12 protein-coding genes are annotated in these 16076 nt (G+C 59.0%); 1 reads left to right on the top strand and 11 read right to left on the bottom strand.

Annotated elements, in window-relative coordinates; translation table 11 throughout:
• Positions 1-3: 3 nt before the first annotated feature.
• The 8 genes from CFN46_RS15790 to CFN46_RS15825 all read right to left on the bottom strand — a co-directional run bounded on the left by CFN46_RS15790 (position 4) and on the right by CFN46_RS15825 (position 10912).
• A complete protein-coding gene (locus CFN46_RS15790) occupies positions 4-1662 on the bottom strand; it encodes a GMC oxidoreductase (protein WP_088744118.1) in 1659 nt (552 codons plus the stop codon).
• 85 nt (positions 1663-1747) lie between these two features.
• Positions 1748-2692: a pyrimidine-specific ribonucleoside hydrolase RihA gene (gene rihA, locus CFN46_RS15795; RefSeq protein WP_088744119.1), complete on the bottom strand. Its 945-nt coding sequence runs from the start codon at positions 2690-2692 to the stop codon at positions 1748-1750.
• A gap of 185 nt (positions 2693-2877) precedes the next feature.
• Positions 2878-3531, bottom strand: coding sequence for a DsbA family oxidoreductase (locus CFN46_RS15800; RefSeq protein ID WP_088744120.1), 654 nt, complete (start codon positions 3529-3531; stop codon positions 2878-2880).
• A gap of 227 nt (positions 3532-3758) precedes the next feature.
• The gene (mmuM, locus tag CFN46_RS15805; protein WP_088744121.1) at positions 3759-4742 is read right to left on the bottom strand and encodes a homocysteine S-methyltransferase; all 984 of its coding nucleotides are present in this window, start codon (positions 4740-4742) and stop codon (positions 3759-3761) included.
• Positions 4732-6162, bottom strand: a complete 1431-nt coding sequence (locus CFN46_RS15810; RefSeq protein WP_088744122.1) for an amino acid permease — start codon at positions 6160-6162, stop codon at positions 4732-4734. The genes mmuM and CFN46_RS15810 overlap by 11 nt, the downstream gene beginning before the upstream one ends.
• A gap of 326 nt (positions 6163-6488) precedes the next feature.
• Positions 6489-7760, bottom strand: coding sequence for a 4-aminobutyrate--2-oxoglutarate transaminase (gene gabT, locus CFN46_RS15815; protein ID WP_024952203.1), 1272 nt, complete (start codon positions 7758-7760; stop codon positions 6489-6491).
• Positions 7761-7903: 143 nt separating this feature from the next.
• Positions 7904-9385 (bottom strand): NAD-dependent succinate-semialdehyde dehydrogenase, encoded by a 1482-nt coding sequence (locus CFN46_RS15820; protein WP_176426508.1) that lies wholly within the window; start codon positions 9383-9385, stop codon positions 7904-7906.
• Positions 9386-9487: 102 nt separating this feature from the next.
• On the bottom strand, positions 9488-10912 hold the full coding sequence (locus CFN46_RS15825; RefSeq protein WP_024952204.1) for an APC family permease: 1425 nt from the start codon (positions 10910-10912) through the stop codon (positions 9488-9490).
• A 251-nt stretch (positions 10913-11163) separates the two neighbouring features.
• On the opposite strand from CFN46_RS15825, the gene CFN46_RS15830 reads away from it, so the two are divergent.
• Positions 11164-12660 carry a PLP-dependent aminotransferase family protein gene (locus CFN46_RS15830; RefSeq protein WP_088744123.1) on the top strand — a complete coding sequence of 499 codons (1497 nt, stop codon included), beginning with the start codon at positions 11164-11166 and terminating at the stop codon, positions 12658-12660.
• A gap of 68 nt (positions 12661-12728) precedes the next feature.
• Here CFN46_RS15830 and CFN46_RS15835 read toward each other — a convergent pair whose 3' ends face one another.
• The 3 genes from CFN46_RS15835 to CFN46_RS15845 all read right to left on the bottom strand — a co-directional run bounded on the left by CFN46_RS15835 (position 12729) and on the right by CFN46_RS15845 (position 15816).
• A complete protein-coding gene (locus CFN46_RS15835; protein WP_217897848.1) occupies positions 12729-13940 on the bottom strand; it encodes a hypothetical protein in 1212 nt (403 codons plus the stop codon).
• A gap of 170 nt (positions 13941-14110) precedes the next feature.
• Positions 14111-15184 (bottom strand): patatin-like phospholipase family protein, encoded by a 1074-nt coding sequence (locus tag CFN46_RS15840; RefSeq protein WP_217897849.1) that lies wholly within the window; start codon positions 15182-15184, stop codon positions 14111-14113.
• A gap of 266 nt (positions 15185-15450) precedes the next feature.
• A complete protein-coding gene (locus tag CFN46_RS15845; RefSeq protein WP_024952207.1) occupies positions 15451-15816 on the bottom strand; it encodes a hypothetical protein in 366 nt (121 codons plus the stop codon).
• Positions 15817-16076 lie beyond the last annotated feature (260 nt).

The following is a 16076-nucleotide window of genomic DNA, read 5'->3' on the forward strand; positions in this document are numbered from 1 at the left end:
AGATCAATCCTTGCGCGGGATATGGCTCATCGCATGTTCCGTCAGCGCCGTGATGGTCAGGCTGGGATTGACGCCGAGGTTGGCGGCGAGCATTGAGCTGTCGCAGATCAGCATGTTCTGGTAGTGGAAGACGCGATTGTGGCCATCGCAGACGCCTTCCTCGGGGGAGGCCGCCATGGCCGCGCCGCCCATGCAGTGCGCTGTCGTCGGGATATTGAACAGTATTTCGGTGAAGCTGCTGCCGGGGATGGCGCCGATGGCCTTGGCACCACGGGTCACGAAATCATTCGCTTCAGGAATGAAGGTGGCGATGCGCTTGCCCTCAGTCACCAGCGCCTTGCGGAATGGCCAATACCACAGGCGTTTGAGCTTCATGTCGAGGTGACCATCTGCCGTCTGCATGCACAGGAAGATGATCGTTTCTTTTGCGAATCTCCACGGCAGCTGGAATTTCACCGCGCGCAGCGGGTTGGCGACGAAGAGTCTTGCCATCGCGCTCAGCCATGAGAAGGGGCGTGTCCAGCCGGGCTTGCCCTTGGCCATCGCGGTAAACAGCAATCCCATGAAGTCAGAGCCGGCAGGGTAGCGGGTGGCTTCAATGTGCGTGTATTCATCAATATGAATGCCTGAGCCGATGGCGATACCTTTCGACATGTCGGCCTCGCTATCCGGGATACGACAGCTGATCAGAGACTCCGCATTGGTGCGCACTCGCTGGCCCAGTGCCGCCGAGATGTTCGGCAATGAGCCCCTGTCCTTTAGCGTGAACAGCAACTCCTGCGTGCCAAGTGATGAGCCGGAAAAGACGATGGAGTGACAAGTGAACGTGCGCTTGCCTCTGCCAAGAGTCAGCCCGGCAAAGGTGGAAGGCACCGTCGTCACCACATAGCCATCGGCTCCATCCGTCTTGCCATTGAGCGGCACGACATCAATCACCTTGGTTTCAGCATGCACCTTGGCGCCGTGCTTCTCGGCCAGATACAGGTAGTTCTTGTCCAGTGAGTTCTTGGCGTTGTGCTGACAACCCATCATGCAGCCGCCACAGCCGATGCAGCTTTTTCGTTCAGGCCCTTCACCAGCGAAGTAGGGGTCTGGATGCGCGCTACCGGCGGCCGGTGTGCCGCTTTCGCCCTCGGGGCCGAAGAAGATGCCGACCTCGGTGGGGTACCAGGTGTCTTCGCAGCCGGCGACCGCCGCCATGCGTTTCAGGCCGAGATCCGCAGGCGCGATGATCTGATTGGTGGTGACGCCAAGCATCTTCTTCGCCGTGGCGTAGTGCCTTGGCATCACCGCATGCCAATCGTTGAGCCCCGCCCATTGGCCGTTGTCCCACACTTTCTCGGGCGGCACGAGCAGGGTTTGTGCATAGGTGATGGAGCCACCGCCCACCGCGTTGCCGTGCAGCACGATGACATGGCGAAAGAAGCTCATGGTGAAAAAGCCGCGCAGGCCCAGCATCGGCCGCCACAGCCAGCGGCTCACACGCCAGTTGGAGCTTGGCATGTTGTCAGGTGTCCAGCGCTTGCCCTGTTCCATGATGCCAACGTCATAGCCTTTCTCAGTGAGGCGATGCGCACAGACTGAACCGCCAAACCCGGAACCTACGACGATATAGTCGTAATCGAACGCGTCGTCATGATCGTGGCTCTGAGCGTTTTGCATGGCAATGCCTCACGTGTTGATTGGCGCTGGATCCATTGGCGCTGAATCTATTGACGCTAAGTCTGAAGCGGCGCGCTTCATGACGCTATCTGGCTTTTGAATACTCTTTCAACTGGCTGGCGATAAATCCCACAAATCCTTCTCGGTCAATCTCGAACAGCACCTTGGCAGTGTGAGGCTTGCCGGTAAGCTGGTAGCGATCCACCACCGTCATGCCTTGGGTGTATTCGCCTTGCGTCTCGATCCCGACCCAACAATCGATGGCAGTGAATAGCTCAGGCTTGAGCAGCCAGGCGATGGTACACGGGTCATGCAGCGGGGCACCGCTGAAGCCCCATTTCGGGTCGCGGTGGTAGATCATGAAGAAGTCGAGCAGCTCCGCGACGCATTGTGCGGCAGGGTTGTCGATGGCGCGGAAGCGCTCGATATCCTCGTCCATGATCTGCGCTTGATGCGTGACATCCAGGCCGCACATCACGATCGGCAGGCCAGACTTGAACACCATGTCAGCGGCTTCAGGGTCAACGAAGATGTTGAACTCGGCGGCAGGCGTCCAGTTGCCGACACCCGCCGCACCGCCCATCAACACGATGCTGTCGATCTTGTGGTGCAGCTCCGGGTGAGCGGCAAGAAACAGCGCGATATTGGTCAGCGGGCCAGTGGGCACCAGGGTGACGGCCTGCTCACATGCGCGCACCTTCTCGGCCATCAGCTCGATAGCCGTCTGCTTGACCGGTGCAAAGGCGGGGTCGGGTAGCTTGGGACCGTCCAGGCCGCTTTCGCCATGCACGTTGTCGGCGATGATTAGCTCGCGCGCCAGCGGTTTTGGCGCACCGCCTGCCACCGGAATATCGTGACGCCCGAGCAGGGTCAGCACGCGCAGTGCGTTATTGAGCGTCTTGTCCGGCGTCTGATTACCGGCGCTGGTAGTAACCGCCAGCACCTCAAGTTCAGCTGCGCTGAGGGCCAGAATCAGCGAGATGGCATCGTCGTGACCGGGATCGCAATCGAGAATGATGGGGCGCGGCATGCAGAAATCCTTGTCGTCGTTTTTGTCGTATTGTCTTTGTCGTATTGTCGCTGTCGCATCGTCACCGTATGGGTGTCGTGGCTTGCCTCTCTATATGCCATCCCTTTATGCCTGAACGCAAAACGACACGCCATCCTTGCGAAGGGCGTGTCGTTTCAGGCTACCTGTCTACACAGTGTCGCGGGTCACTCCGCCTGCTGCTGACGTGCCTCGGTCAGCATCTGCACCAGCACTTCCGCCGGCTGTGCACCGGGGACATAGAACTTGCCGACGATGGTGCTGGGCACGGACTGGATACCGGCTTCGCGCAGCGCTTCCTGCTGGGCAGCGACGTCCTGCTCACCTTCGGACGATTGCAGGAAGGCGAGTACCTGCTCGACGCTCACGCTGTCATCGTACTGGCTGGCGATCTCGGCCAGTACCTGCTTATCTCCCACGTCCTTGCCATCGTGGAAGTAGGCGACAAATAGCGCTTCCAGCAGCGGACGTTCCGGCAGACCTGCCGACTGCTGACGCCAGACGATACGCTGGGCATCGGTGGAATTGGGGGTGCGCTGCATCAGTGAGTGACGGAAGGTGACGCCACTCTGCGCGCCGCTTTGCGCGACCTGGGCATCCAACTCTTCGCCACGCTCGACACTGCCGAACTTCTGCGCGCGATAGTCGGCCCGCGCCATGCCTTCACGTGGCACCCACGGATTGAGCTGGAAGGGCAGATAGCTGACGCGCACCTCATCCTTGAAATCGAGTTGTGCGATGGCCTCGTCCAGATGGCGTTTGCCTATCCAGCACCACGGGCAGACCACATCGTAGGCGACCTGGATATCGAGCTGTGACATTGGGACTCTCCTGCTGACCTCTCTCGCGACACTCAACTCTCGTAAAGATCATTCAACCATTTGAGAATCGCGGAAAATTGAATTTGAGCAATCGCTCACGCCTATCAGGCCATCCTAGAGATTTTGCCTCGTGGACGCCACCAAAAAACACTTTCGCCTGTACTCTCCAGGCAGGGCGTTTAAAGAGATCAGACGGGGCGTTTGGCTAGCGCGCAACTCAAATTGATTCAACTCAGCGCCTTGCGCAGGTCCGTCAGTGCGCGGATATCGTCCGGCCCGGTACGGCAGCAGCCGCCGATGGCCGTGGCGCCTGCGGACAGCCAGCGCGGTGTCCAGCCGGCGAGATCGTGGTCGTGGCCATCAGGGTGCACTGAGACACCGCAAGCGGCCGACCAGGTCTTGGTGACTGGGTCATAGACCTCGCCCGAATTCGGATAGATGACAATGTCCTTGCCTGTCTCGCTACGAATCTCGCTGACCAGTGATTCGATGTGCTCAAGCGCTGTGCAATTGACGCCGATGGCGAGGACCTGCTCGCAGTCGGCGATGGCGCGCACGGCGTCTCGAATCAGCGTGCCGTCGCTCAGCTCGGTGGCGTTGCGGGCACTGAAGGCGATCCAGGCGCGTGCAGTGGGAAACTCGTCACGCAGCAAGTCACACAGGGCCAGCGCTTCGTCGACACACGGCAATGTCTCGATGGCGAGTATGTCCGGCTTGGCCTCGAGCAGCGTGGCAAGACGGGCACGGTGGAAGTCGCGCAGGCCGGCGCGGTCAAGCGCGTAGCCGCCACGGTACTCGCTGCCATCAGCGAGATAGGCGCCATAGGGGCCGACGGAGGCCGCGATCAGCGGCGGGCAGTCCAGACGTTCAGGATTCGCGGCGAGATATTCACTGCGCGCCTGCGCGGCCAGCGTGATGGAGCGCTGAATCAATGCGGATGCCTGGGTTTCGCTCAAGCTGCGCGCCATCAGGCCCTCGAGCGTGGCCTGATAGCTGGCGGTGGTGGCGACATCGGCACCGGCATCAAAGTAGGCGCGGTGCACATCGACGATCGCCTGCGGGTCATCGGCGAGGATCTTGGCCGACCACAGCGAGTCATTGAGGTCGAAGCCGGCACGCTCAAGCTCAGTGGCCAGTGCGCCATCGACGATCATGAATGGCTGGTGAGCGGTGATCGCACTCAGCGGGTTGAGGGTGGCATTAGCGGGCATCGATGGCCTCCTGCTGAGTCGAGAGTGAGTCGTTTACATAAGCGTCGTTTTCGGAAGCGCGGCGTGTCAGATAATGCACCAGATAGCACAGCGCCACGAAGGGCACGCCGAAGTAGAGCGCAATGCGCTGGTTGGGATCAAAGGCGATACCGATGCAGGCCAGCGCACAGAACAGGAAGGCAGCGATGGGCACGATGGGATACAGCGGAGTGCGATAGGTCAACTCGTTGGCACTGCGCCCGGCCTTGAGCCACTGGCGGCGGAAGCTGAACTGACTGGCAGCGATTGCCATCCACACCAGCACCACGGCGAGGCCGGAAATCGACACCAGTGCCAGATACAGTGAGTCCTCAGCGTAGACACTCGACAACAGCGACAACAGACCGCCCAGCATGGTGACCAGAATCGCCGGTACCGGAATGCCGCGCTGATTGACGCGACTGAATACCTTGGGCAGCGTCTTCTGGTCGGCCAGGGTCCATAGCATGCGCGAGGCGGCATAGAGGCCGGAATTGGCCGCCGACAGCAGCGCGGTGATGATCACGAAATTCATGATATCGGCCGCATAGGGAATGCCGGTGAGCTGGAAGACCGCCACAAAGGGGCTTTCCTTGAGGCCAGCGCTGTCCTGCGGCAACAGGGCGGCGATGACGATGATGGTGCCGATGAAGAAGATGATCAGGCGCCACAGGGTCGCGCGAATCGCGAGCGGCACGTTCTTCTCTGGATTCTCGCTTTCACCGGCGGCAATGCCGATCAACTCGGTGCCGGAGAAGGCGAAGCTGACGGCCAGCAATGTCATCAGGATCGGCATCACACCATGATCGAACACGCCTTCCTGCAGGATGCGTGTGATACCCGGAGCCTCGACGTTGCCCGACAGTGGAGCGAAACCGAACATGGCCGCGGCCCCGACGGCGATGAAGATGATCACCGCAGCGACCTTGATCAACGATAGCCAGAATTCGGATTCAGCAAAGAAGCGCGCCGAGATGATGTTCATGCCGAACACGATCAGCGAGAAGATGCCGCACCAGATCCACGGCTCGACGCCGGGGAACCAGCGGCCCATGAAGACAGCGGAGGCGGTGAATTCCGAGCCGAGTGCCACGGCCCAGGTCAGCCAGTAGAGCCAGGCGACGGTATAGCCGGTGGCAGGACCGAGATAGCGGGTGGCATGGGCGCTGAAGGCGCCGGGTTCCGGATGATGTACGGCCAGTTCACCGAGGCACATCATCACTAGGTAGACCACTAAGCCGCCGATCAGGTAGGCGAGCACGGCGCCCGCCGGCCCTGCCTGCTGAATGGTGTAGCCGGAGCTGAGAAACAGGCCGGTGCCGATGACACCGCCCAATGACAACATCACCAGGTGGCGCTGCTGCATGCTGCGTTTGAAGTCGTGGGCGTTGCTGTCAGTCATGGTAGAGGTCACTCGAGGTACTGCCGATGAGAAAGGCCTCTCTCAGGCAGCCGTCGTTCACGACGGCGTGTGGCATGGCGGGAATTGGTCGGAAATACGCAGAAATTCAGCGAATATCATAATGTAATCAATTAGTTGCCACAAAAGGCTGCTTGGGTTGATTGGCTATATGGTTAGATGGGTAATGAGCTTGCGATTCATTTCTCGGCCCAGGATTTCCGTCCAGTGCAGCGAGTGGCGCTGGAAACGCACAACGGCCACCCGAAGGTGACCGTTGTCCTCACGCGATTGCCTTGTGCGATTATTGCCTTGCGACAGGCAATCGATCAGGCGAGGCTTTCCAGCGCTTTCTCGATGATAGTGAGGCCTTCCTCGAGCACTTCTGGCTCGACGGTCAGCGGCACCAGCACGCGGATGGTGTTGGAGTAGAAGCCACACGACAGCAGAATCAGGCCCAGTTCCTTGGCCTTGGCGCATACGGCAACAGTGGCCGCCGGATCCGGCTTGCCATCGGCATCGACCAGTTCGAACGCTGCCATGGAACCCAGATTGCGCGAGTGATCGACGTGTGTGAAACGCGCTTGCCAGCTGGCGAAACGCGCCGCCAGTAGCTCACCCATCTGAGTGCTGCGCTCGAGGATGTTCTCTTCACGGATGACGTCGATGACGGCCAGCGCCGCGGCGCAGGACAGTGGGTTACCACTGTAGGTGCCGCCCAGTGATCCCGGGCCAGAGGAATCCATCAGCGCGGCAGTACCGACGACAGCGGACAGCGGCATGCCGTTGGCCAGACTCTTGGCCATGGTCATGATGTCGGCTTCGACACCGCTGTGCTCCATCGCGAACAGCTTGCCGGTCCGTGCGAAGCCGGACTGCACTTCATCGGCGATCAGCAGGATACCGTGCTCGTCACACAGCTCACGCAGCGCGGTGAGGAAGCTCGGCGAGGCGATGTAGAAGCCGCCTTCACCCTGCACCGGCTCGATGACGATGGCGGCAGTGCGATGCGGTGCGATGTCAGTCTTGAACAGGGTGCGAATGGCGTTCAGAGACGCTTCTTCGCTGATGCCGTGAATCGGATTCGGGTAGGGCGCACGGAAGATGTCGCCCGGCATCGGGCCGAAGTCATTCTTGTACGGCAGCACCTTGCCTGTCATCGCCAGCGTCATCATGGTACGGCCGTGGAAGGCGCCGTCGAAGGTGATGACACCACTACGGCCAGTGGCGGCACGTGCGATCTTGATGGCGTTCTCGACCGCTTCCGCGCCGGAATTGACCAGCAGTGTCTTGCGTTCCGGGCCACGTACCGGCGTCAGCTCGGCCAGCTTCTGGCTCAGCAGCACGTACGGCGCGTAGGAGATGACACCGGCTGCGGTGTGCATGACCTTGTCGAGCTGTGCCTTGACGGCGGCGACGATCTTCGGGTGACGGTGACCCAGGTTCAGTACGCCGATGCCGCCGGCGAAATCGATCCAGCGCGTGCCGTCGGCATCCCAGATTTCAGCGTTCAGCGCGGTGTCCGCGAACTGCGGTGTGGCCGTTACGGCACCCTTGGCGACGTACTTGTGCTTGAGGACGTCGAGCTGTGCATTGCTCAGGCCGTTGGAGGTATCGGTGCTCATGTCATTCTCCTGAAAGTCGTCAGGCAGAATCGCTGCCTGCCATCTCGTTGTCGGGTGCCCGCACGCCGTGGCATGCGGGGGATTTTCGTGTGACGTTTACCACTCAAGAACAGGCAGTCTTACAGGCCGCCGATGCAGACGTACTTCAGCTCGGTGAACTCTTCCAGGCCGTGGTGCGAGCCTTCGCGACCCAGTCCGGATTCCTTGATGCCGCCAAAGGGCGCCAGCTCAGTCGAGATAAGACCTTCATTGACGCCGACCATGCCGTATTCCAGCGCTTCCAGCGTGTGCCAGATACGACGGTAGTCGTTGGCGTAGAAGTACGCCGCCAGACCGAAGGGTGTGTCATTGGCCATCGCGATGGCCTCTTCGTCCTTGCTGAAGCGGAAGATCGGCGCCAGCGGGCCGAACGTTTCTTCATCCGCGACGAGCATGTCAGTGGTGACATCGGCCAGTACGCTTGGCTCGAAGAAGCTGTGACCCAGTGCGTGCTGCTTGCCACCACAGACCAGACGCGCGCCCTTGGCGACCGCATCGTCGATATGGCTTTGCACCTTGATGACGGCGGCATCATTGATCAGCGGACCGATCGTGTTGCCGTCGACCAGGCCATCGCCGACCTGCATGGCAGCGACACGTGCGGCCAGTTTCTCGACGAAGGCGTCATACACGCCGTCCTGGACGAGGAAGCGGTTGGTGCACACGCAGGTTTGACCGGCATTGCGGAACTTGGAGACAAGGGCGCCTTCGACGGCAGCATCGACATCGGCATCATCAAAGACGATGAACGGGGCGTTGCCGCCCAGTTCCATCGCCGTCTTCTTGACGGTAGAGGCACACTGCGCCATCAGCATCTTGCCAACCGGCGTGGAACCCGTGAAGGACACCTTGCGGATGCGCGGGTCCGTCGTCAGCACTTCACCGATGGCGATCGGCTTCAAGGCAGTGACAACGCTGATCAGGCCTGCCGGCAAGCCAGCTTCCAGGGCGAGGTCTGCCAGTGCCAGTGCGGTCAGCGGTGTCGCTTCTGCCGGCTTGATGACCACTGAGCAGCCCGCCGCGATGGCCGGTGCACACTTGCGGGTGATCATCGCCAGCGGGAAGTTCCACGGCGTGATGGCCGCGACAACACCGATCGGCTCGCGCAGCACCATCAGACGCTTGTCAGCACCGTGGGAGGGCAGTGTCTCACCGGCCATGCGCTTGGCTTCTTCCGCGAAGAACTCGATGAAAGAGGCGCCGTAGGTCACTTCGCCACGGGCTTCGCCCAGCGGCTTGCCTTGCTCAAGCGTCATCAGTTGCGCGAGGTCTTCACGATGCTCCAGTACCAGATCAAACCAGCGACGCAGCAGCGCGGAGCGTTCCTTGACCGGGACCTTCTTCCATGCCTGACCGGCCAGATCAGCGGCAGCCACGGCATCACGCGTATCGTCGGCACTGACTTCAGCAACGCGCGCCAACAGCTCTCCCGTGGCCGGGTTGGTGACATCGAAGGTGGTGCCGGTCTCGCGTCGCTCGGTACCGATCAGTGCGGGAACGAAGACACCCTCACCGACATAGCGTTTCAGGAAGGCGGACATCTCGACTGCGGTATGGGACATGTGAAGTTCCTCTTGCTTTATGAGTGCTTGGCGTTCAAGCGCTGACGTTGAGCATGGGACAGCGTCTTGCAGGGACGTGCAGGGTGAGCAAGCAGGACAGACTCACTCGTCGACAAAGGCCGGTTTCATGATGCGATCACTGTAGTCGCGGCCATATTGCTTGAGCGCGATGGCATACATCACCAGGCCCAGTAGCATCCAGCCACCGAAGATCATCCACTCGGTGCCGGTGAGGGCAGACGGACTGCCCGGTAAATACAGACATGCCATCGCGAAAGACAGGATGACGGCGAGTACGCCACACACCATGCCATTCTTGACGCGGAACGGACGCGGCATGTTCGGCTCACGGACGCGCAGAATCACGAAGGACAGCGCGACGAAGAGATAGGCGATGACGATGCCCAGGCCACCGGCATCCACGATCCAGACCAGTGCCGGGCGCCCGAAGAATGGTGCGATGCACGACAGCAGACCGATCAGCAGCACGGCGTTGGTCGGGGTCTTGTGTTTCGGGTGCAGCTTGCCCAGTGCAGCAGGCAGCATGCCGGCGTGAGCGAGTGCATAGATGGCACGCGAGCCGCCGATATAGAAGGCATTCCAGCTGGTGATGATGCCGGCGATACCCGCGAGAATCATCAGCTTGCTGGCCCACGGAGAATTGAACAGCGAGCCCATGGCATCCGGCACGCTCAGTGAACTGGCGACCAGCGCATCGTGATCCAGCGCCATGCTGGTAGCGAGGATGATCAGCGCATACCAGACCACGGCCAGCACGACCGACATCATCAGCACCTTACCGATGGCGTTATACGGCAGGTTGATCTCTTCAGCGGCCTGCGGGATGACGTCGAAGCCGACGAACAGGAAGGGCACCAGTACCAGCACGGCGATGATACCGGCGGTCACGCCACCTTCTGACTGGGTGAACAGCGGCGTCATGTTGGCGACCTCGCCTTCAAACAGCGCACCGGTCACGAACAACACCCCCGCGATGAGGATGACGCCGGTGACGACCTTCTGTAGCAGCGCTGCGGTGCTGATGCCGACATAGTTGATGGCCATCATGGCCAGTGAGCCGCCGACACCGACGGCTACCCAGGTTGCCTTGACGTCCCAGCCCGCGATGGTCCACATGTGGCCGATGGCGTAGTTGGGCGCCAGATTCTCGATGACGGTCGGCAGCGCCACTGCTTCAAACGACACCACGCTCAGATAGCCGAGGATGATGGTCCAGGTGCAGATGAAGGATGAGAAATGGCCCATCGCACGATAGCTGTAGACGTGCTCGCCACCGACCTTCGGCATTGCTGCGGCCAGTTCAGCGTAGGTCAATCCAATCAATACCACGGCCAGGCCGCCAATGATGAAGGCGATGATGGCGCCCATGCTGCCGGCGTCCTGAATCATGCCGCCAGTCAGGACAATCCAGCCCCAGCCGACCATGGCACCGAAAGCCAGTGCCAGTACATCACCACGGGCCAGGACTCTGACAAGCTGTTCTGCGGGAGGAGAAGTGTTGCTCATGAATATTCATCCGAATGCTTTTGGAAGTTGTTATAGAGCACTGTAGTGGGCACGAGTCGTGCTCGTACATGCTGTCCGGGGGAGACGGTCTATCTGCAGCGCCTGGATGACACGCTATCAGCGGATCTGATGTCTGCGAATGGACCAATTCCACGTTTGACTAGACCAATCCCGGCCTCGCTTGGATAATGCAATATTGCCTATATCCTTGGTCGTAGGATGGCGGTACGGCGTGATCAGGAGCATGTGTCATGGAACAGGTGGCAATCAGCCCATTGATAGAGCGTTACACGCGCCAGTCACTGGCATTGGGGAAACAGGTGCGTCTTGAGCAGGCCTTGCTTGAGGTGATTCGTCACGATTGGCCTATCGGGGCGAAATTGCCATCGCATCGCAGCCTGTGCAGTGCGCTGGGAGTGGCGAGAAACACACTGGCAATGGCGATCAAGTCATTGATATCAGAAGGTTATCTTCATACTGGTCATGGGCAGGGCACCTGGACACGACGGCCGCATCATCCACAGCGCCTGATGTCTCAGGCAGCTGTGACTACCCCCTTGCCGTTGTCTGAACGTGCCCGCAAGGTGCTGGATGGCCAGGGGGCCAGTCTGATTCAGAGCGGTGCCTTCGTGCCGGGTATCCCGGATATCGCGCGCTTTCCGATGCGCAAATGGCGGCAGCTGTATGCCAGTGTCACGGTGCCGCATAACGCGCTACTACTTTCGTATTCCAGTGGGGGTTACGGTCCGCTGAAGCGTGAGATACGCGATTTTCTGCGTCGCTGGCGCAATATCGAGTGTGATACCCAGCAGATCATCATCACTGAAGGCACACATCATGGCATCGAGCTGTGTGCGCTGGCGCTGGCCGATACCGAGCAGCATGTCGTGATGGAGTCGCCCTGTTATTGGGGGGCGCGCAATGTCTTTCTGGCGGCAGGCCTTCAACCGCATCTGATTCCGTGGCGACCGGATGCGGGGCATGAGCTGACACGCTTGCCAACGGCGCCGGTCCAGATGGCGTACTTCACCGGGTCGCATCACTACCCGCTGAGTGTGCCGACCTCACGCGAGGACAAGATGGCGCTGTGTGAGGCGTGCCAGCCGGCCTATATCCTCGAGGATGATTACGAATTCAGTGGTGATGACTTTCAGGCATTGTTGTTTGACCCTGAATCCGACAATCAGCTACTGGTCGGCTCATTTTCAAAGCTGATGTTCCCCGGCTTGCGGCTGGGGTATCTGGTGGTGCCCAAGGCACTCGCCGGGCCGATGAATCGTCTGCGCAGTGAAGTCTTCCGCGAAGGGCGAATGCTGGACCAGGCCGTGTTGGCGCAATTCATCGCCGATGGTGATCTCGATGCTTGGTATCAGCGCATCCAGCGTGATTATCTCGGGCGTCAGCAGGTGGTGCACGATCAGTTGCGTCAGGTGAAGGGGGTCGTGAGTGTGTCCCCCCCTACACGGGGTATCAGCCTGTGTGTACAGCTTGAGGAGGGTATCGATGATCAGCGAGTCGCCCAGTTGCTCATGAAGGAGCATCTGATCGTGCGACCCTTGAGTCCGGTATGCGGGCCTGGCGACACGCGTTGTGGATTGGTGCTCGGCGTGGGGATGTTGGCGGGTGACAGTCTGGTCAGTGAGGCAGCACGTCTGCGGCGCACGCTTGATACCGTACTGAAGCTGCGCGATGTTCGGTTGCGCAGTAGCCCCGCTTCCACGAATGCCATGGAGAAGCAGGGCGAATGAGCTGTAACGAGGGTGGCTAGCAGTGCGTGTCACAAGCAGGAGCAGTGTGACAGGCAGGTATAGCGACATTATTTCGCTTGCTGCATCCGTTCAGTCAACTTGCGGAATTCCTCGCGCATCGCGCTGTTCTGGAAGCTGATCGCGACGGGCACCTGTAGCTCTGCCAGCGTATCGAACGTCTTCACGCCCTGACGGATCAGGTCGGCGACATGCGCGCTCAGCTTGACGGTGCGGTAGGTGTTGGTCGCCACTGCCAATTCACGTTGGCTCTGGCTCAGCGACTGCTTGACCCGATCACGCTGCTCGCTGACCAGGGTGCGATACAGAGTGATGGTCTTGAGTGTCAGGGCATTGGCGCGGATGTTGTTTTCCAGACTCTCACGTTGACCGCCTTGCTTGATGAGTGAACGGGCGTCACGGGTCGTGGCCTCAGCCTCTGTGGCAAAGCCTTTCAACTTTGGCAATACCTCATCATTTACACGCGTGATGAAGTCTTCCTGCATGGTCACGATCATGCGATGCAACATGACAACCATGCCGTAATAGCGGCGCGCGTATTCCAGATTCTCGCCACTATCGCGGGTCAACTCAGCCAGCTGCTGTGCCACTGACTTGATGCTCGCGAATACGACACTCATGTCCAGTACGTCATCGCCGACCACAGAAGACAACCACACCTGCACCTGGTCTGGTGTCAGCTGAATGCCGATGTCTTTCAGCCGCGCGGCCAGCGTGCCTTCCAGTGTCTTCAGCTCGCCCTGATAGGCCACGATATTCTTCTTGTGAGCCTCAATCAGCAGATCATAGTCTCCACGTGTGCTGGCCGTGAATTCGCGCAGCGTCTCGGTCGGCGTGAAGCGAGTAAGTGTCGAGACATCAGTGTCCGGTGCAAGAATTCGTTTCTCCTTCAGCTCCGAGATCTGCTGACGTGTCTCGCTGATCTTGTCCTCGACCTTGCGATAGGTGCTGCGCAGTTGAGTCAACTGCGGTACGTCGAGTGCTTCCATCGCCTCTTTGATCATATCGTCCATGTCGGCGCGCGCGGAGTTCTGGTCACGGCTGATCCAGGTATCTTCCGGCAATGTCTCCATTTCATCGAAATAGCCCACCGCCTTCTTCAATGTGGCAAAGGCTTCTGGCTGGTCGAAATTCATGCTGTCGTCAGCGGCAATGGCTGTCGTCGTGAGCAATGGGGACATAAGTGCGGAAGCTGACAGGCTACCGATCAAGGAGAGCGCAAACGCCAGGCTGCGCGCACGCGGGCCAAGGGATGATGACATTGAGTAATCTCGATAACGGATACGATAAGGGCGCAAGCAACGACGGAGAGTAAAGCTAAAGCGCTGCTACAGAACTGCGCTAGAAGAACTGCGCTGAAAGACGCGCGACACAGAACAGCGCGCTAGGGTAGCAAAGGCGCTGGCTTGCGTCTTGTGATCCCAAGGCGAGCTCACTCGAGATGATATTCCACTGGCATGCCGGTATTCGGGTCGATTCTATCCAGTGAGGGGCCGTCATAGTTGTCGTTCAGCAACTCGATGACAGCATCGCCATATCGACTGAACCAGAAGTCTCCCATGCCTTTCAGGCGCTTGATGTTCGTCTGGCTAATATCATCCATTGCATCATCAGGCGTTTTATCAAAGCCTGGCTGGGGGCGCATTTCAGCATTGACGCGGATGTAGCTGCCCTGCGGCGAGATGGTGATGGCTTGATAGCCCACCACTTTCTCATCCGAGAGCACATCGATGATGCAGCCTTTCAGCATCCACTGCAGCGCGCCCCATTGTTGAGATTCCGGGCCATTGATCTTGCGGGTACGCGTCCCCGTGCCGACTGACAAGACGCGGCGAGGAGATTCCGGCCACAGGCGGCACGCCTCGGCTATGGCGCACATGGTGGGGTTGTTGGCAATGACGCCGCCATCGATCAACCAGCCTTGTTCGTTATCAGGAGGAAGTTTCATGTCCTGGGTAGGAAAGTAGGTGGGCGCGGCACTTGAAGCATCTGCTACCTGATAGGACAGCAGGTTCTGGAACTCATCCTCGGTTGATTTGATCACGTAAGGTCTGCGCTTCTCGATGCCGTACGTCACCGCAAGTATGTGCTTGCCCTCCGGCACATCTTTAATCCGGGCATTACCGAGATATTTCTTGAGAGTCACGGTCTTGCCTTTGGCTTCATATTTAGGTGCATTGATACCGTCAACCTCAAATAAGCCACGATTCTTGATGAATATTTTCTTGGCATTACCATAGCTATACAGTTGATTGATCGTCTGCATATCCATATCTGTTGTAGCTAGCGCCAAGGCAATCAGGCTTCCTGTACTGGTGCCTGCGTAGAAGTCGACGCAGTCGCGCAAGGATTTTTGATAGGTGGACTGCAGGGCCTTTTCAACATGCGTCAGAAATTGCGTGGTGGCCGCGCCACGAATACCCCCTCCATCCAGGGAAAGTATGAGTTTAGACATGCTTATCTCCTGTGATTTATCGTTCGTTGCAACACAGGGGAAGTGCTGCAAGATGATAATTCTCTCAATGCAGGGATAAGAATAGATTAATAATGGCAGCCCTTTATGAAGGCTTGATGGGAAAGCGGTCAAGAGGGCGGTGCTCAATGGGCATGCGCACCGCTTGGCCCATTGAAAGTGGTATTACCATGCAACAGTGGCCACCGATCAGGGTGGCCACTGTTGGTTGTGCATCATGAGGTCTTGTCAGATCCTGATTCAGGCTCAAGGCGCATGTCAGGGGACTCTAGCGCACTGCCAGCATCAGGTCTCAAGTATCAAGAGACCACACCCTGAGTCTTGTCATGCACGGTGGCCGGTGTGCTGACACCTGCTGAGACGGAAGGGGCGCTGCCGATGATTTGCTCGCCGTCCATTTTCTCGAGTTCACCGTTTTCCACACCATGCAGCGGTGGAAGGTTGGCAGGGTCATGACCAGGGCCGGCCTCAAGGCTGGGCAGTGCGCTGCGGATGACGTCGGCGCACAGACGGCGATGTTCAACCATCAACAGGCCTTCGCGCTCAAGAAATTGCAGTAGTCTAGTCGCCGAGATCAACGCCACAACAGGATGAAGGTTACGAAAACGCTCCCCGACCTGTGAAGCACCGATCATCGTGAGTTGTTCTGGGTGTGTGTGCGGCATCGAAATGTCCCCTTATCGATTTCCGATGGATCGGAATACTCGGTCTGATGTGTTTCAAAAGCAGTATTAGAGAATCTGCGGAGATGTGCCAGCAATGATGTGCTCAGGTCGCTATTTTTCCTTGCATGCTGGCATGCGCGGCCTCGCGTACGAGACTGTCAGCAAGAGAATGTTAGGATAACGTCTCTTCAAGTCGTGCAGATGCCTGCCATGTCACGCAATGGTGAACTTTTCGCTCGTCTTCTGATTTTTCTCTTGTT

The organism is Cobetia sp. QF-1, from assembly GCF_002213105.1.
Classification (GTDB): Bacteria; Pseudomonadota; Gammaproteobacteria; order Pseudomonadales; family Halomonadaceae; genus Cobetia; species Cobetia crustatorum.